The organism is Massilia antarctica, from assembly GCF_015689335.1.
In the GTDB taxonomy this organism is placed as follows: domain Bacteria; phylum Pseudomonadota; class Gammaproteobacteria; order Burkholderiales; family Burkholderiaceae_D; genus Telluria_A; species Telluria_A antarctica.
Genome location: NZ_CP065053.1, coordinates 933768 through 950608 on the forward strand (window position 1 = coordinate 933768; position 16841 = coordinate 950608).

17 protein-coding genes are annotated in these 16841 nt (G+C 64.7%); 5 read left to right on the plus strand and 12 right to left on the minus strand.

Annotated elements, in window-relative coordinates:
• Nucleotides 1-21: 21 nt before the first annotated feature.
• Entirely contained in the window at nucleotides 22-585 is a 564-nt protein-coding gene (locus tag IV454_RS04200) for an FKBP-type peptidyl-prolyl cis-trans isomerase (protein ID WP_229522054.1), read from the minus strand.
• Between the two features lie 50 nt (nucleotides 586-635).
• The gene (locus tag IV454_RS04205; protein WP_206090458.1) at nucleotides 636-1502 is read right to left on the minus strand and encodes a tRNA threonylcarbamoyladenosine dehydratase; all 867 of its coding nucleotides are present in this window, start codon (nucleotides 1500-1502) and stop codon (nucleotides 636-638) included.
• A 250-nt stretch (nucleotides 1503-1752) separates the two neighbouring features.
• Here IV454_RS04205 and pdxH point away from each other — a divergent pair, with 250 nt between their 5' ends.
• Nucleotides 1753-2958 (plus strand): pyridoxamine 5'-phosphate oxidase, encoded by a 1206-nt coding sequence (gene pdxH, locus IV454_RS04210; protein ID WP_206090459.1) that lies wholly within the window; start codon nucleotides 1753-1755, stop codon nucleotides 2956-2958.
• A gap of 47 nt (nucleotides 2959-3005) precedes the next feature.
• Nucleotides 3006-4253: a class I SAM-dependent methyltransferase gene (locus IV454_RS04215; protein ID WP_206090460.1), complete on the plus strand. Its 1248-nt coding sequence runs from the start codon at nucleotides 3006-3008 to the stop codon at nucleotides 4251-4253.
• A 109-nt stretch (nucleotides 4254-4362) separates the two neighbouring features.
• On the opposite strand, the gene IV454_RS04220 is transcribed toward IV454_RS04215, so the two are convergent.
• The 8 genes from IV454_RS04220 to msrA all read right to left on the minus strand — a co-directional run bounded on the left by IV454_RS04220 (nucleotide 4363) and on the right by msrA (nucleotide 11958).
• Entirely contained in the window at nucleotides 4363-4716 is a 354-nt protein-coding gene (locus tag IV454_RS04220) for a hypothetical protein (protein WP_206090461.1), read from the minus strand.
• A gap of 25 nt (nucleotides 4717-4741) precedes the next feature.
• Nucleotides 4742-5140, minus strand: a complete 399-nt coding sequence (locus tag IV454_RS04225; RefSeq protein ID WP_229522056.1) for a DUF6445 family protein — start codon at nucleotides 5138-5140, stop codon at nucleotides 4742-4744.
• A gap of 75 nt (nucleotides 5141-5215) precedes the next feature.
• Nucleotides 5216-6439 carry an IS4 family transposase gene (locus tag IV454_RS04230; RefSeq protein WP_229521732.1) on the minus strand — a complete coding sequence of 408 codons (1224 nt, stop codon included), beginning with the start codon at nucleotides 6437-6439 and terminating at the stop codon, nucleotides 5216-5218.
• A 100-nt stretch (nucleotides 6440-6539) separates the two neighbouring features.
• Nucleotides 6540-6710 (minus strand): hypothetical protein, encoded by a 171-nt coding sequence (locus IV454_RS04235; RefSeq protein WP_206090462.1) that lies wholly within the window; start codon nucleotides 6708-6710, stop codon nucleotides 6540-6542.
• 167 nt (nucleotides 6711-6877) lie between these two features.
• Complete coding sequence (locus tag IV454_RS04240) at nucleotides 6878-7621, minus strand: collagen-like domain-containing protein (protein WP_206090463.1); 744 nt, start codon at nucleotides 7619-7621, stop codon at nucleotides 6878-6880.
• Between the two features lie 413 nt (nucleotides 7622-8034).
• Entirely contained in the window at nucleotides 8035-10320 is a 2286-nt protein-coding gene (locus IV454_RS04245) for a hybrid sensor histidine kinase/response regulator (RefSeq protein ID WP_229522058.1), read from the minus strand.
• Between the two features lie 3 nt (nucleotides 10321-10323).
• Complete coding sequence (locus IV454_RS04250; protein WP_206090464.1) at nucleotides 10324-11382, minus strand: HD-GYP domain-containing protein; 1059 nt, start codon at nucleotides 11380-11382, stop codon at nucleotides 10324-10326.
• Nucleotides 11383-11418: 36 nt separating this feature from the next.
• Nucleotides 11419-11958: a peptide-methionine (S)-S-oxide reductase MsrA gene (gene msrA / locus IV454_RS04255; RefSeq protein WP_206090465.1), complete on the minus strand. Its 540-nt coding sequence runs from the start codon at nucleotides 11956-11958 to the stop codon at nucleotides 11419-11421.
• A 142-nt stretch (nucleotides 11959-12100) separates the two neighbouring features.
• Here msrA and IV454_RS04260 point away from each other — a divergent pair, with 142 nt between their 5' ends.
• The 3 genes from IV454_RS04260 to IV454_RS04270 all read left to right on the plus strand — a co-directional run bounded on the left by IV454_RS04260 (nucleotide 12101) and on the right by IV454_RS04270 (nucleotide 14600).
• Nucleotides 12101-12610: a flavin reductase family protein gene (locus IV454_RS04260; protein ID WP_206090466.1), complete on the plus strand. Its 510-nt coding sequence runs from the start codon at nucleotides 12101-12103 to the stop codon at nucleotides 12608-12610.
• 93 nt (nucleotides 12611-12703) lie between these two features.
• Nucleotides 12704-13900 (plus strand): acyl-CoA dehydrogenase, encoded by a 1197-nt coding sequence (locus IV454_RS04265; protein WP_206090467.1) that lies wholly within the window; start codon nucleotides 12704-12706, stop codon nucleotides 13898-13900.
• Nucleotides 13901-14288: 388 nt separating this feature from the next.
• Nucleotides 14289-14600: a hypothetical protein gene (locus tag IV454_RS04270; protein WP_206090468.1), complete on the plus strand. Its 312-nt coding sequence runs from the start codon at nucleotides 14289-14291 to the stop codon at nucleotides 14598-14600.
• Between the two features lie 46 nt (nucleotides 14601-14646).
• Here the strand turns inward: IV454_RS04270 and IV454_RS04275 are convergent, their stop codons facing one another.
• Both IV454_RS04275 and IV454_RS04280 read right to left on the minus strand, forming a co-directional pair.
• Nucleotides 14647-15327, minus strand: coding sequence for an OmpW/AlkL family protein (locus IV454_RS04275; RefSeq protein ID WP_103170753.1), 681 nt, complete (start codon nucleotides 15325-15327; stop codon nucleotides 14647-14649).
• 35 nt (nucleotides 15328-15362) lie between these two features.
• A complete protein-coding gene (locus IV454_RS04280; protein WP_206090469.1) occupies nucleotides 15363-16721 on the minus strand; it encodes an SGNH/GDSL hydrolase family protein in 1359 nt (452 codons plus the stop codon).
• Nucleotides 16722-16841: the final 120 nt, after the last annotated feature.

Sequence of the window (16841 nt, forward strand, 5' to 3'; positions counted from 1 at the left end):
TCCCGCTGTGATGGATTGGACTTATTTGACGTTGACGAGTTCCACGTCGAAGATCAGATCGGCGTCCGGCGGAATGCCGCCGCCGGGCGCGCCGCGCTTGCCGTAAGCCAGGTAGCTCGGGATGACCAGGGTGCGCTTGCCGCCCACTTTCATGCCCATCACGCCCTGGTCCCAGCCCTTGATCACGCGGCCGGTGCCGAGCACGAATTCGAGCGGCGCGCCGCGCGAGAGCGAGGAGTCGAACTGGCGGCCGCGCTGGCGCGTGGCCATCGGCTTGTACAGCCAGCCGGTGTAGTGCACGAACACCTTGCTGCCGGCGGTCGCCTCGGCGCCAGTGCCAACCTTGGTGTCGGTGGCAACGAGCGGATCGAGCACCGGCTCGGCCAGCACCACGGTGCCTGGCGGCGTGGCGGGCTGCGCGGCCGCGGCCGGCTGGGCCGGTGCGGGCGGCACGTCGGGCGCGGGCGGGGTGGCGGGCACGGTCGGTGCCGGCGGGGTCTCGGGAGCGGGCGGCGTCTGGCCGGCGGCCTGGGCCAGGGATGCCGCCGCGGCGCACATCAGGAATACGGATAGGGGACGGCGCATGATGAAATCTCTTTCAGTAAGAAATGGTCAAACTGGTTACTTCTGCAACGCTATGATAGCAAGCCCTCGGGCGCCTGCACAGAAGGTGCGTGCATCGCGCCGTCGGCAAGGCGGCGCAGCAGGTGGCCGGCCGCGACCATGCCGAAGGTGGCGGTGACGACCATGCTCGATCCGAAGCCGGCGCAATTGAGGCCGGTGATGCCTTCGCTGTCAGCCTGGCCATCGATGGCGCAGCTTTCCTCGCCAGCCGGCATGCTCACCGGTTCCATCGAGAATACGGCATCGACGTTGAATTTGGTTTTCAGGCTGCGCGGAAAGCCGTACTCGTTGCGCAAGCGCTTGCGCACCATTTTGAGCAGCGGCTCCTGTTCGGTCTTGGACAGGTCGCGCAATGCGATGCGGGTCGGGTCGGTCTTGCCGCCGGCGCTGCCGATGATCACCATCGGCAACTGATGGTCGCGGCAATAAGCGATCAGCGCGGCCTTGGCCTTGACGCTGTCGATGGCGTCGACCACGTAATCGTAGCGGTGAGCGCCGATCATCCGGTCGAGGTTGCCGGGATCGATGAAGTCTTCGATCAGGTTGACCTTGCAGAAGGGATTGATCTGGGCGATGCGCTCGGCCAGCGCGCCAATCTTGGCCTGGCCGATGGTGCCGGAGAGGGCCTGGATCTGGCGGTTGATGTTCGATTCGGCCACGTTGTCGAGGTCGATCAGGGTCAGCTGGCCGATGGCGCTGCGGGCCAATGCCTCGACGATCCAGGAACCGACGCCGCCGACGCCGATCACGCACACGTGGGCGGCGCGGAAACGCGCCAGCGCGGCCGGGCCGTACAGGCGGCCGATGCCGCCGAAACGGCGCTCGAAGTCGACTTCGCTCGATTCAGGAGAAAGTGGTGGGGTAGCGATGGTATTCATCCCGCCATTTTAACGGACGCGGCCGGACAGACTGCTCTAAAATGACAGCTATGTTCCCAATGGCGTTGACGTCACCCCCGTCGTTCCCGCGCAGGCGGGAACCCAAGTTGGTCGAGCCGCCAGTGGTAGCGGAACGGACTTGGGTTCCCGCCTGCGCGGGAACGACGGTTTTGAGTGCAACGATTAGCTCGCAAGGGCTGGTGTCAACGCCAATACGGTATTTGCCACCAGCCACAAGCGAGAATCCCCCATGAGCTACGCCCTGCCCGACAGCGCCCCCGGTTTCGACCAGCCGATCGCGGTGCTGAAACACTGCCACGACCGCATCCGCAAACAGCTGGCGACCCTGGAAAAACTGCTGCCGCACCTGGCCAGCCACGGCGCCGACGACGAGGCGCGCCAGGCCGCGCGCGCGGTGATGAAGTATTTCGACCAGGCCGCGCCCCTGCATCACGAGGATGAAGAACAGAACCTGGTGCCGATGCTGCTCGCCAGCGCCAGCGGGGCCGACGCCGAGCTGCTGGCCCAGCTGGTGCCCGCCATTCTCGACGAACACCGCCAGATGGATGGCATGTGGCAAGAGCTGCACGAGCAGCTGAGCGCGATCGCCGACGGCAGCGCCGCCGTGCTGCGCGCGCACGACGTGCAGCGCTTCGCCGAGACTTACCGCGCCCACATGGAACGCGAGGAAAGCCATATCGCGCCGATGGCCAAGCGCCTCTTCAGCGCCGCGCAGATGGCCAGCCTGGGCCAGGCGATGCAGCAGCGCCGCGGCATCGTCCCGGCCGCCGCCGTGGCGGCACCCGCCGGCGCCACCGGCGATACCGTGGCCAGCCTGCGCAAGGATTACGGCCAGGCCAGCCTGAACGAGGGCGACGTGGCGGACGATCCGTTCGTGCAATTTACGACCTGGTTCGAGGAAGCGCTCAAGGCCCAGGTCAACGAGCCGAACGCGATGAGCGTGGCAACGGTGGACGAACAGGGCCGGCCCACCTCGCGCATCGTGCTGATCAAGCAGTTCGATGCGCGCGGCTTTACCTGGTACACCAACTACGACAGCCAGAAGGGGCGCCAGCTGGCCGCCAACCCGCATGCGGCATTACTGTTCTTCTGGACGGAACTTGAACGTCAGATCCGGATCGAAGGAAGGGTGGAGCGCACGTCTGCGGAAGAAAGCGACAAGTATTTCCACAGCCGTCCGCTGAAAAGCCGGCTGGCCGCGATCGCATCGGCGCAAAGCGAGCCGATCGCCAATCGCGACGCGCTGGAACAGCATTACGAGGAAGTAGCCAAGCAATACGGCGAGCAGCCGCCACGTCCCGGCAACTGGGGCGGCTTCCGCCTGGCACCCGAACGGATCGAGTTCTGGCAGGGACGCCGCTCGCGCTTTCACGACCGCATCGTGTACACCTTGCAAAGCGATGGCAGCTGGGCACGCGGGCGGTTGCAACCCTGACAGGACGTGTGCGCGCACCGTCCTGCCGCTACCGGCCGGAGGTGTGCGTGTTCAACCAGATCAGACTGAGGGCCTGGAGCGAAGGCTTGCGCAGCCAGCCCTCGCTTCCCCTGCGGGTGGAGCTGTGGAACGGGCAGCGCCTCGATTTCTCACAAGATGCGCCGCGCGTGACGGTGCATGTACCGCACCCGCGCTCGCTGCGCTACCTGCTCTCCCCTTCGCTGTACAACCTTGGCCGCGCGTATGTGGAAGGGGCGATCGATGTCAGCGGACGCGCCAGCGACATGATCGCGGTCGTCAATGCGCTGGCCGGCAATGCCCTGGCCAAGGACATGCGCGCGTCCTTGCCCGCGCTCGGCCTGGGGCGCCTGCTCGGCGCGCTGATCCGTCCCCACACGCGCAAGCGCGACGCCGCGGCGATCCGCTATCACTACGATGTATCGAACGCGTTCTACGCCTCCTGGCTCGATCCGGGCATGGTGTATTCCTGCGCCTACTTTGAAAACGGCAACGAAACCTTGGCCGAGGCGCAGGTCAAGAAGATCGACCACATCCTCACTAAAATCGGCGTGCGCCCGGGCCACCGCCTGCTCGACATCGGCTGCGGCTGGGGGGCGCTGGCGATCCGCGCGGCCCAGCGCTATGGGGCGCGCTGCGTCGGCATCACCCTGTCCGACAACCAGGCCAGGCTGGCGCGCGAACGGGTCGAACGCGCCGGCCTGGGCGGGCTGGTCGAGATCCGGCTGCAGGATTACCGCGACGTGGGCGGGCAGTTCGACCGCATCACCAGCGTCGGCATGTTTGAGCATGTGGGCGTGCGCCAGCTGCCCGCGTATTTCCGCCGCATGGCCACCCTGCTCGCGCCCGATGGCCTGGCGATGAACCACGGGATCACCACGACCGATGTGGACAGCCACGGCGCGCCCCACGGAGGCGGCGAATTCATCAGCCGGTATGTATTTCCACATGGAGAGCTGGCGCATCTGGGCACGGTGATCAGGACGATGCAGGAAGGCGGCCTGGAAGTGCGCGACGTGGAAAACCTGCGGCGCCACTATGCGCGCACCTGTGCCATGTGGACGGAAAATTTCGAGGCGAATGCGGAGCGGATCAAGCAGCTGACCGATGCGCGGCGCTTCCGCATCTGGCAGGTGTATCTGGCGGGCTGCGCGCACGCGTTCACCTACGACTGGATCAGTTTGTATCAGGTGGTGTGCGGCAAGGCAGGGCGAGATCCGGCGGCGATACCGTGGTCGCGCCGCTATATGTACGCTCAGGGCTACGCCCAGGAGTAATGCCCGGGCATAGGCGGCGGCAGGCAAGCGAAGCACGTTCCATCGCCCGCCCGGCATGCGGGCGACCACGATGGGCTCGGCTCAGCCCCACCGTGCCGGTCGGTCCGGCTTATTTCGGCTTGAGTTTCGCGTTTTTGGCGGCCTCGTCGTCGCCCGGGCGCACCGGCACCCTGGAGTCGGAAGAGAAAGGCCGGTTTTCATGCGATTCCTGCTCGTCGCCGGGCAGCACCCTTGTCTGCTCGCCCTGTGCATGCGCCGCCGCGTGCGCAAGTTCATGGACCACCAGGCACGCCAGCCCCGGTACCGCAGTGAGCGGCATGTAGGCATTGTTCGCGCCGAGCGGGACGACGTTATAGACCGGAATGACCGTGACATCCTTGCCCAGTACCGACTTGACGTGGGCCGACTGCTCGCTGGTCAGGGCCAGCCATCCGGCCGGGAAGAATAACTCTGATGTATTCACTATGATGCTCCCTTTATCGATGGTGTTAATAGGTGGTGTTGAAGAAAAAGGTCTGGAACAGGCGGCCGTTTTCCTTGGTGTCGCCAAAATGGCCCCGGCTGCAGTGAAAGCGCTGGCCGCGAAAGAGAATCAGGCGGTTGAAACGGTTGCCGATCTGGTCGGTGACCAGCCAGCGGTCCCAGGCTCCGGCGTCGGCGTCGCATTGGCGGCGCTGGGCGTCATCGGCCGGATACGTTTCGTTGCCGGTCTGGTGATGCCGGAAGAAGGCGGTGCCGGCTGACGGGGGAGCGTTCGGCGTCAGGTACAGCACGCCGGACCAGGTGGTCGTGTGATCGGCATGCACCCAGGTGCGGTCGGTGGCGACGCTGAACTGGAATGCGCCGTTATAGGCATCGCGCGGCCAGTAGGTAATCGGCAGCCCCACCACCGCTTGAATGGCCGCCGCCAGTTCGTCGTGCAGGAATGCCTCAATCCTCCCAAGTTAAGGAATGTGCATTGATCAACATGGCTTTTGCGCCATGAATTTGTGCGATTTCGGTCTGGGTTTGCGCGGCTTAGACTGGTTTTCTCGATGAAGGTAAGTGTGTTTTCCAAGTAACTTGAGCACGTCACGCAAGTTCCTGGCGATCTGCCTGCCAAGCAGCAGTGCCGGCATCGCGGGCTTCAGTGCGGTATGGGCGTATGCGTGGTTGATGCGGTCGACCGCGCGCAAGTCGGCCTGGTCATGGGCGGTCAGCGCAGCTAAAGTCTGCAGGTTATCGCACATGATTTTGGCGGCGACATCCTGGACCACGGCCTGCTGCGACAGGCCGGAGACATGCTCCAGGTTGAGGCGGTGCTTGAGCCGCTTGAAGGCTTCCTCAATGCGCCAGCGCTTGTGGTACAGGTCGCCAAAGGCGCTGGCCGGGAAGCGCCCGGTGTCGAACAAATTGGTCATCAGCACGCGTACTTTGCCGTTCGGCGCGACGTGGCGCACCAGGCGAACCTGCTGGGGCGCGCGGTTAAATTCGTAGTCGGCGGCATCGCGCCGCGATGGCGCATTGAGTGTAACCACCTGCTCATCGAGGCCGGAACGTAGAAACGCGCGCACGCAGGCGAAGCCGCCGTCACCGGCTTTTTCCACCCGCATGCAGAACGAGATAGCGCGCTCGTTGAGCAGTGCAACGAGCCAGCACGCTGGATAGCCCCGGTCCAGCAGCAGCAAGTCGTCGCTTGAGAGTCGGTCCAGATGCTGGACCAGCATCTGGCGCTCGCCGCACTCCTCGATGCCGTGCAGCGAGGTCGCCAGCATCAGCTCTGCGCCAGGCAGGAACAGGCCGAAGAGAATTTGGTCGGGCAGCGCGGCGCGCGCGAGGCAGCTGGTGCGCAGGCCGAAACGCACCGTCGAGGCGTCGGCGGCGACCAGGCGCAAGCTACGCCAGCGCGGCACGAACCCATGCTGCTCGGCGCGGGCGACGAGCCAGTCGTTGAGCAAAGGGATGGCGGTCAGGGACAGCTTGGCGCGCGCTTGCGCGAACGCCTGCTCGGACACTGTGCGCAGCAATTGGGCGCGCCCCGCCAGGTGGCCGAAGAACGTGTCGAGTTCGGCCTGAATGCTCATGCGCATGCCGCTCAGCATGAGCGCCACGAGCGACGGCAACGGCAGCTTGCGGCGCCGTGTAAACGCCGTCGGATGCTCGGGATGCCTGGCCGAGTCAAGGAATTCGGGGGACTGTAATCGCACAGCGAGGTCGATAAAAAGTGCAGTAAGAGACATGGTAGCCAGCGAGAAAAAATCTCACTGGCGGCGCAGTTCATAATCTATATGTCAAGCTATTTATCAACTATTCACCATATTTTTTAAGCAAATTCCTTAACTTGGGAGGATTGAGGAATGCCTGGGTGCGCGCACCCGGATAATTGCCCTTGACGGAGAAATTCTGGCGCAGGGCGAAGGCCCGCACGCCCAATGGGTCCTGATAAAAATCGTCGGTGACGATGATCGATTCGCGCATGGTTCACATCACAGTCTGTGCAGAAGCGCGCTGCTGTTCGGAGTCCGGGCTGACATGATCTATCCTTCCGTGCAAGTGTCGGTCAAGGAGCAAAATGGCCTGGGCGATGCCGCATCACTCAGGCCACGCAAGACGCGATTACCGGGCAAGCAGCACCCGTGCGTCAGTTAATACCCTTGATACCCTTGCATGCCCTGGAAACCCTGGACACCAGGGAAGCCCTGGAAGCCTTGGGCACCCTGGAATCCCTGCGCACCCTGGAAGCCCTGCACACCCGGGTAGTAACCCTGGAAGCCCTGGCCTTGCACCCCCTGGAAGCCCTGCACGCCCTGGAATGCCTGCGGCCCCTGGAAGCCCTGCGCGCCCTGGAAGCCGACAGCCGCCTGCGCCCCCTGGAAGCCCTGTTGCCCCACGACGCCCTGGAATCCTAACGGTCCCACGAAGCCCTGCGGGCCCTGAAAGCCGACGAATGCCTGCGGGCCCTGGAAGCCTTGCTGGCCTTGAACGCCCTGGAATGCGAAAGGATTAAAGAAGCCTGCCGGCCCCTGCATGCCCTGCAATCCGAACGGCCCCACGAAGCCCTGCGGTCCCTGGAAGCCGAACACCGCCTGCGGCCCCTGGAAGCCCACCGGCCCTACGGCACTCTGGAAACCGAATGGCCCCAGAACGGCCTGCCCACCCTGATAGCCCACCATCGATTGCGGCCCCTGGAATGCCTGCGGTCCCTGGACGCCCTGGAATGCCTGGGCTCCCTGGTGTCCCTGGAAGCCTTGCGATCCCTGCACGCCCTGGAACGCCTGGGCTCCCTGGTGTCCCTGGAAGCCTTGCGATCCCTGCACGCCCTGGACCGCCTGCGCGCCCTGGACACCCTGAACGCCAGGGAAGTCGGGGATGATCCGGATCGACGTCATACGTTGGCCGCTGAGGGCGTGGATCTGACGAATCTGATCCTCGTTCAGCGCTAACACCATGCCTTGTTCATTCATGTCCGTGCACTCCTCTAGATTTGAAAAAAAACCAAAAATGACGCGTTGAGAAAAATCGGCCGTGACCCGAAACCCCTACCGGAGCCTCGGGTAACGATAACCAGCCTTGGCAAGCGGATCCGCGGCTGGGACAGCATCGTGCTCAATCCCGAGAGCAGTAAGCGTGAGTCAGAATAAGCTGGCTGCGATGGCGGGGAACCTGACGATTCGTATAGGGCCTCCCCTATCCGATTGAACAGGCGACAAACGGCCGCCAGCGGTATGGCGCACGCGGCGGCTTGCCTTGACAAGGGAGATGAAACGGAAAATCGATGCGGGAAATTTGCCGGCGGCCGGGATCAGGCGCTGGCCAGACGAGAGTCCAGCGCCGCGTACACCTCGTCCAGCGCGGCGGCCAGGTCGTGCGCCAGCGCGCGCGCCAGCTGCGCCCCGCCGGCATCGCGCAAGCTCGCCGCCATCCGCTCGCTGCAGGCGATGGCGCGGCGCGCACCGAAATTGACCAGCACGCCCTGCAGGCTGTGCGCGGCGCGCTGCGCCGCCTCGCCGTCGCCGGCGGCCAGCGCCTGCTCGAGCGAATCGCGCAAGTGCGGGCCATCGCCGATGAACAGGGCGGCCAGTTCGCGCAGCAGCTCGCGGTCGCCGTCCAGGCGCAGCAAGGCGCCGTCCCAGTCGATGACCGCGCCGGCGCGCTGGCCGTGACAGCGCGCGAGCACCTCGCGCAGGCGCACGCTGTCGACTGGCTTGGACAGATAATCATCCATGCCGGCCTCCAGGCAGCGTTCGCGGTCGCCCTGCATGGCGCGCGCCGTCATCGCCACTACCGGCACATGGCCGCCGTGCGCCGCTTCCCACTGGCGGATGCTGCGCGTGGCCGACATGCCGTCCAGCCCCGGCATCTGCACATCCATCAGCACCAGGTCGACGCCGCCGCGCAGCGCGTGGTCGAGGGCATCGATGCCGTTGTCGGCCAGGGTCACCCGATGCCCCATTTTTTCCAGCAGGCGCAGCGCCAGGCGCTGGTTGACCGGATTGTCCTCGGCCAGCACGATGTGCAGGCGGCCCACCGGCAGCGGCGGCAAGGGCGCCGGCAGCGGCACCGCCGCCGCGCGCGCGCGGTCAGGCGCCGGGGCGGGCGTCGGCGTAGCGGCGCTGTGCCCGAGCGGCACCGTGAAGCGGAACACGCTGCCCCTGCCCGGCTCGCTGCTGACGGATATATCGCCATGCATCAGGATCACCAGGCGCCGGCAAATGGCCAGGCCCAGGCCGGTGCCGCCGTACTGGCGCGTGGTCGAGCCGTCGACCTGGGAAAATGCATCGAAGATCAGGGTTTGCTGGTCCGGCGCGATGCCGATGCCGGTGTCGCGCACCGCGAACTCGACCTCGCAGCGCTCCTCCAGGGCGCGCCGCATCGTCACGGTGAGCGTCACCGCGCCTTCGCTGGTGAACTTGATCGCATTGCCCAGCAGGTTGATCAGCACCTGGCGCAGCCTGCCAGGGTCGCCCTTCATCGCGCGCGGCAGGTGGCGCGGCAGCTCGCAAGCCAGCGCCAGCCCTTTGCGGCGGGCCGGCAAATCCAGCGAGCGCACCGTTTCGCGCACCAGTTTCCCGAGGTCGAAGGGGACGTCGTCGATATCGAGCTTGCCCGCTTCGATCTTGGAAAAATCGAGGATGTCGTCGATGATGGTCAGGAGCGCGTCGGCCGAACCCTTGACCAGTTCGATGTCTTCGCGCTGCTGCGGCGCCAGCGCCGATTCGAGCACCAGTTCGGTCATGCCGAGGATGCCGTTCATGGGCGTGCGGATTTCGTGGCTCATATTGGCCAGGAAATCGCTCTTGGCGCGGCTGGCCGCCTGCGCCGATTCGACCGCGCGCTGCATGGCGTCGCGCGCGGCGCGCTGTTCGCTGACATCGATCGAAAAACCCAGCAGGTACGATTCGCCGCCGCTGCGGATCACGATGCGGTTGACCACCAGGTCGACCGGCGGATCGAGATGCCCCAGGCGCCGTTCGCTGGTGACCATCTGCCCGCTGCTCCAGGCGCGCTGGTCTTCCTCATGGCTTTGGCCGGCCCAGGTGCGCGATGCGAACTGGTCGATGGTACGGCCTTCGATCTCGGCCCGGCTGTGCCGCGCGAATTGCTGGAACTGGCGGTTGCAGCGCACGAAGCGCCCCTGGCGGTCCTTGAGGAACACGGGAATGGGCAGCTGGTCGAGAATTTGTTCGGTCAGTTCGCGCGTGCTTTCGCGCTGCCGCACCAGTTGTTCGAGCGCGCGGGTCAGGCCGAGCAGGTCGCCGCCGGCGCGCGGATCGGCCGGCCTGGCCAGGTGCCCCAGGCTCGCTTGCAGCGAATGCAGCACCTCACCCTGGCGCGCCGCTTCCGCGCGCAGCTGGTCGTTGGCGCCGGTCAGTTCCGCGGAGCTGATGTCGAGCATGCGGGTGCGCACCTGCAGGTCGCGGTCGGATTCCTCGTAGCTGCGCGAGACGGCGTCGAACAAGGCGGCCAGGCCCTCGGCCAGGGCGGCGTCGCCAAGCGCGCGCAGGCCGCCCAGGCGTTCCTGCAAGGCCCGTTCGCTGCTGACCCCGAGGGCGCGCCGGAGCTGGCGCAGCAAGCGCTTGTGGCGCATGCCTCAGGCCGCATCCTGGCGGTCGGCGTCGCGAAAGCGTGCGCGGATCTCCAGCACCGCCGGCCAGCGCCGCAGCAGCGCGTCCACGCAGCGCGGATCGAAATGGCTGCCGCTGTTGTCGACCAGGTAGCTGCGCGCCGCGTCCAGGGTCCAGGCCTTCTTGTACGGGCGCACGCTGGTCAGGGCGTCGAACACGTCGGCCACGGCGACGATCCGGCCCACCAGCGGGATGGCCTCGCCCGCCAAGCCGGCGGGATAGCCTTCGCCATCGTAGCGCTCGTGGTGGGTATGGGCGATCACGGCGGCCAGCTGCAGCATGCCCGCTTCGCTGGCCTTGAGGATGGAGTAGCCGATCGCCGCGTGCTGGCGCATGACGACCATCTCGTCCGGAGTCAGGCGGCCCGGCTTGAGCAGGATGTGGTCCGGGGTGCCGACCTTGCCGATGTCGTGCATGGGTGCGGCGTTGAGGATGCATTCCTGCTCCTCGTTTGAGAGGCCCAGCTCGGCCGCGATCAGGCAGGAGTAATGCGCCATGCGCTGGATATGGGCGCCCGTTTCGGGGTCGCGAAATTCCGAGGCGCGGCACAGCAGCAGGATGGTTTCCTGTTCGCGCGCGCGCAGTTCGGCGGTGGCCTTGCCCACTTCGCTGGCCAGCCAGCTGGCGCGGCTTTGCAGGGCCAGGGTGGCGCGCCGCAGTTCGAGCATGTTGCGGGTGCGCGCCAGGAATTCGACCTTGTCGATCGGCTTGATCAGAAAATCGTTGGCGCCGTTTTCCAGCGCGCGGTGGCGGATTTCCACATCCTGGCTGGCGGTGACCATCAGCACCGGCGGTCGCTCCGGCGTGTCGCCTGGAGGGTCGCCGAGTGCGGCAATGAAGTCGAGGCCGTTCAGGTCGGGCATCAGGTAATCGAGCACCAGCAAATCGTAGGGATGCGCGCGGCACCATGCCAGCGCCTCGCGCGCCGACTGGAAGGCCACCGTCTCGACCTCCGGGAGTTTTTCCATCAGGCGCGACATCAGTACCAGGTTGATGTGCGTGTCGTCGACGATCACTACCTTCATGGCGATTCCCGGTTTACGAGGTGGCGCTGGCGCAGGTCATGTGAGCCGCCCGGCGAAGGTGCTCAGGAACTTGCTGACCTTGGGCGCCACCACCAGCGCGCAATAGCCCTGCAGCGGATGGCGGGCGAAGTAGTTCTGGTGCTCGTCTTCGGCCTTGTACCAGGTGCCCGCCGGCTGCACCTGGGTGACGATGGGCGCGTCCCAGACGCAGGCCATTTCAGCGATGACCTGGCGCGCAGTCGCTTCCTGCTCGGGCGAATCGACGAAAATGACGGAGCGGTACTGGGGGCCGACATCGTTGCCCTGGCGGTTCAGGGTGGTCGGATCGTGGATCGTGAAGAAAATTTCGAGCAAGTCGTGGTACTCGATGGCGCCCGCATCGAACACGATGCGCACCACTTCAGCGTGCCCGGTGGCGCCGGCGCACACCTGTTCGTAGGTCGGATTGTCTTCCTCGCCACCCATGTAGCCGGACTCGACCTTGAGCACGCCGCGCGCTTCCAGGAACACCGCTTCGAGGCACCAGAAGCAGCCGCCGCCCAGAATGGCTACTTGCGTCGCAGATTGCTTAGTCATTGCGCACCCCGCTGACCTATTGATATGGGATAACTGTAACGCAAAGCGCCCCCGCATGCACCTGCAATCGGTCCGGCCGGCGGCGCCGGAACAGCCGGAGCACCCGAAAATTTGGCATAATGGCATAAACCACAGGGCAACAATGAACACTAGCTCACCCCGCGCCGATACGCGCGCATTCGACACGGCGCAATTTCGCCAGGCATTGTCGCAGTTTGCCACCGGCGTCACCGTGATCACGACGCGCCTGGCCGACGGCAGCTTCCGTGGCTTGACGGCCAGCTCCTTCAATTCGGTCTCGCTCGATCCGCCGCTGGTATTGTGGAGCCTTGGCAACGTCGCCAACAGCTTGCCCATCTTCAGTGGCAACTCGCACTACGTCATCAACGTGCTCGGCGCCGACCAGGCCCCGCTGGCGCAGCGCTTCTCCAAGCGCAGCGAAAACCCGTTCGGCGACGTCGACTACGAGCTCTCGCGCACCGGCCAGCCTATCTTGAAGGGCGCGTCGGCGTGGTTCGAGTGCCACAACCGCAGCCGCTATCCCGAGGGCGACCATGTGATTTTCGTGGGCGAGGTCGAAGAATGCGCGGTGCATCCGCAAGCCTCGCTCATTTTTCACGCCGGGCAATTCGGCAGCACCCAAACGCGGTAAAATCGGCACTATCCCAAAAAAGCAGTCTATACAAGTTTGCTTGATCCAAGCACTCCACCATGCGTCATTATTAAAACAGAGACAGGAACCGCCATGACCCGAACCGATGCGCCCCGCAAAGCCCAATTCCACTGGGACGACCCCCTGCTGCTGAACTTGCAGCTCTCCGACGATGAACGCATGGTGCGCGACGCCGCCGCCGCGTACTGCCAGGACAAGCTGGCGCCGCGCATCCTCGAAGCGTTCCGCCACGAGCGCATGGACACCACCATCTTCCGCGAGATGGGCGAACTGGGCTTGCTGGGCCCGACCATCCCCGAGCAGTACGGCGGTCCGGGCATGAATTACGTGGCCTACGGCCTGATCGCGCGCGAAGTCGAGCGCATCGATTCGGGCTACCGCTCGATGATGAGCGTGCAATCGTCCTTGGTGATGGTGCCGATCCATGAATTCGGCACCGAAGAGCAGCGCCAGAAATACTTGCCGAAACTGGCGACCGGCGAATGGATCGGCTGCTTCGGCTTGACCGAGCCGAACCACGGTTCCGACCCGGGTTCGATGATCACGCGCGCCAAGAAGGTTGCGGGTGGCTACGCGCTGTCCGGCTCGAAGATGTGGATCACCAACTCCCCGGTGGCCGACGTGTTCGTGGTCTGGGCCAAGGACGATGAAGGCGCGATCCGCGGCTTCGTGCTGGAAAAAGGCATGGCCGGCCTGTCGGCGCCCGCGATTCACGGCAAGTTCGGCCTGCGCGCCTCGGTCACGGGCGAGATCGTCATGGACAATGTGTTCTGCCCGGAAGAAAACGCCTTCCCCGACGTGCGCGGCCTGAAAGGCCCCTTCACCTGCCTCAATTCGGCCCGCTACGGCATCGCCTGGGGCGCGCTGGGCGCGGCCGAGGCATGCTGGCACATCGCGCGCCAGTACACCATGGACCGGGTGCAGTTCGGCCGTCCGCTGGCCGCCAACCAGCTGGTGCAAAAGAAACTGGCCGACATGCAGACCGAAATCACCCTCGGCCTGCAAGGCTGCCTGCAGCTGGGCCGGATGAAGGATGCCGGCACGGCGGCGGTGGAAATCACGTCGATGATGAAGCGCAATTCCTGCGGCAAGTCGCTGGACATCGCCCGGGTGGCGCGCGACATGCTGGGCGGTAACGGCATTTCGGACGAGTTCGGCGTGATCCGCCACATGGTCAACCTGGAAGTGGTCAACACCTACGAAGGCACGCACGATATCCATGCGCTGATCCTCGGACGCGCGCAGACGGGCATCCAGGCGTTCCAATAAGCAGCGGCAACACTGCGAACAAACCCGCCGCGGCGGGTTTTTTTTCGTCTCTCGTGTCGTTGCGCAGGCCAGGCCGGCGCGGCTGGCTACCGTCGTTCCCGCCACTCCCCCCGTCGTTCCCGCGAAGGCGGGAACCCAAGTTCGTTCCGCAGTTACCGGCGGCGCTGATATCTTGGGTTCCCGCCTTCGCGGGAACGACGAGGTATGCGCGGAATGACGAGGTATGGGCGAAGCTGCGGGGCCTGATCCAGATTAAGCGGCGGCCCGGCCCGCCTTTCTATCATGGCTTGACGGCCCGCCCGCGCGACCAGCGCGACGGCGCCGCATGCCATGGCCGGGCCGCAAGGCGCGCCATGCCGCCGAGGTGAATTTTTGGGAGGAACATCACATGGACACGCCGATTGCGCGAAAAGAACGGCTGGAACCTTTGCACGGCATCTGCTTCGAGAGAAAAAACCTGATCGTATGGGTGACGTCGAGCGGATGCACCAACAAGGACAGCTTCCAAATCAGCCTGGTCAAGGGGGGTGCGGGGAAAATGGCGCTGAGCCTGGAAATTGTGCGGATCAAACCGGACCTGTGCAAGGCGGTGAACCACGTGGTCGAACTGAGTTTTTCGTGGGAAGAACTCAGCCTGGATGGGGAAGAACTCATGAGCGCCACCATCAAGGTGGCGAACAGCTTCGACAGCCTGGGGTAGCAACGCCCCTGCCATCAAAAAACCCGCCGAAGCGGGTTTTTTTACATCAGAACTTGTAGCCGATGCCGAAACTGACCACTTGCGGATCGAGGGTGATGTCCTGGGTCTGGCCCGAGGAGAAATCGACCTTGGTCTTGAGGAAGGTCTTGATGTAGGCCACGTCCGCGAACCAGCGGTCATTGATGTTGTACACCAGGCCGGCCTGCAGGGTGCCGGCCAGCTTGTTCTTGACCTTGAAGGTGGTCGGCGGGCCGCCGATGTCACTGATCGCGGTCATTTGGCCGGAACCGGTTTCCTTGGCGAAGTAGGCGTACGTGATGCCCGCACCCAGGTAGGGACGCAGCATCGCGTCCGGCTTGAAGAAACGGTACTGGACCAGCATCGTCGGCGGCAAGGCCTTGACCGTGCCCAGCTTGCCCGTGCCCTCGATCGAACCGGCGCCGTAGAGCGTGTGCTTGAACGGCATGCCCAGGTCCAGCTCGGCCGACACGTTATCGGTCAGGCTGTAGGAAAACGAAAAGACCGGCTTGGTGTCGGAGCCGATGTCGGCCTTGGTGCCCGGCAGCGCGGGCGCGCTGACGTCGCCGCTCTTGACCTTCGGGGTGATCGTGGCGATACCGCCTTTGGCGGTCCACTGGCCGGCCGACTGCGCCGAGGCGCCGGACGCGACTGCCATCACGGCGGCAGCGGCGACTGCCTTGCCGACGGTACTCATACGTAATTTCATTTTTTCTCCAGGTTCTTATTATATGTAGGGTCGGCTTACAGCCAGCCTTTGATGATCATCTGCTCGGCCACGTATTTCGCGATCAGCGAATTTTCGAACGGGGTCGGATGGACGCCGTCGGCGAACATATAGCGGCTGACGTCACCGGCGATCGTGTTGCTGGCGTTGCAACCCAGCGAGGTGTGGCCAAGGGCATTGTCGCCACAGGCCGCTTTGCCGGTTTCGCTCAGGCCATACGGACCCGGATTGGTGATCTGGTCGTGGCTGATGGCATACAGGTCCACATGCAGGATCTTGGCTTCGCCGGCAACACCAGCGCGCAGCTGGGCATTGAACTTGTCGACCATGGCGATGACCAATGCCTGCGGCACGCCTTTGGCGGTGGACGACGGTGCATGGCCCAGGTCCGGCAGGTTGTTGACGACGACGTAATTGGCGCCTTTGCCGACCACCTGGGTTTTCGCCAGTACCGCCATCTCATCGCCTGCCACGCCCATCGCGGCAATCATCTTCGGTCCTTGATCAGCGGCGTAAGCGGCACCCGCCTTGGCGCCTTCGGTTTCGCCGGCAGCCTGGGCCTTGGCGACCATCGGGAGGTACACGGATTCCTGGCCGACCATCTGGTTGCCCGGCTGGGTTGCGGCAGCGTAGACGGCAGCGCCGACGATGCTTTGCTGGGTCGAACCGGGTCGCTGCGACTCGGCCATGAAGGCGCCGCCGATGGCTTGCGCGGCCGTGGCCGGATCGGTCGCGCCAGCGGCGAGCTGGCCGATCAGGCTGGTGGCGAAGACCTTGTTGCCTTCGGCCTTGCCGGCGGCGGTGGCGTTGACCGACAGTTGGCCCAGCATGGCCAGGGCGTCGTTGCCGCCACCGATCATCAGCACCACCTCATCGCCCTTGAACTTGCCGCCGTTGCGCGCCAAGTGATTGGCAACCTGGGTCGCCACCGGCACGGTCAGCTGGCCGACAGGGTCGCCAGTGAGCTTGTTGCCCGGACCGACAGGGTTGGTGACGCGCGCGCCACCCTGGGCATAGCTCAGGCAAGCGTTATTGTTGACCACGGCGACCGAAAAGCCTTTGCTGGCGTCACCGTCCAGGCCGGTCTGGGCCGGGCATGGTGCGGGCAGGCCGAACTGGGCGGCCATGTACTCGGTCCAGTTCTTGCCGGTCAGTGCAGGGTTTTTGGCGGTGTTGTCGCCATTGATGGTGAACTTGCCGCCGCCGATCTCCTTGACCTTGCCGACGTTGTAGGTGCCCACGTCGGACAGGCTGTCGCCGAACGAAACCTGGGACGAGAATTTGGTTTTCAGATCCTGATTGCCTGGTTCGCTGCCGCCGCAGGCGCTCAGTACCGCTGCGGTGAGCAAAGCCAGCGCAAAATTTGTGTGACGCATTGTGTCTCCTGGTGAAATTTATATTTTTATTAAACGAACGCCCGTGCTTTTCCCTACCTGTCTAATATGCCAGTCTTCCCTTCACTTGTATAGGAAAACACTTTGGCAAAATGTCAGTTC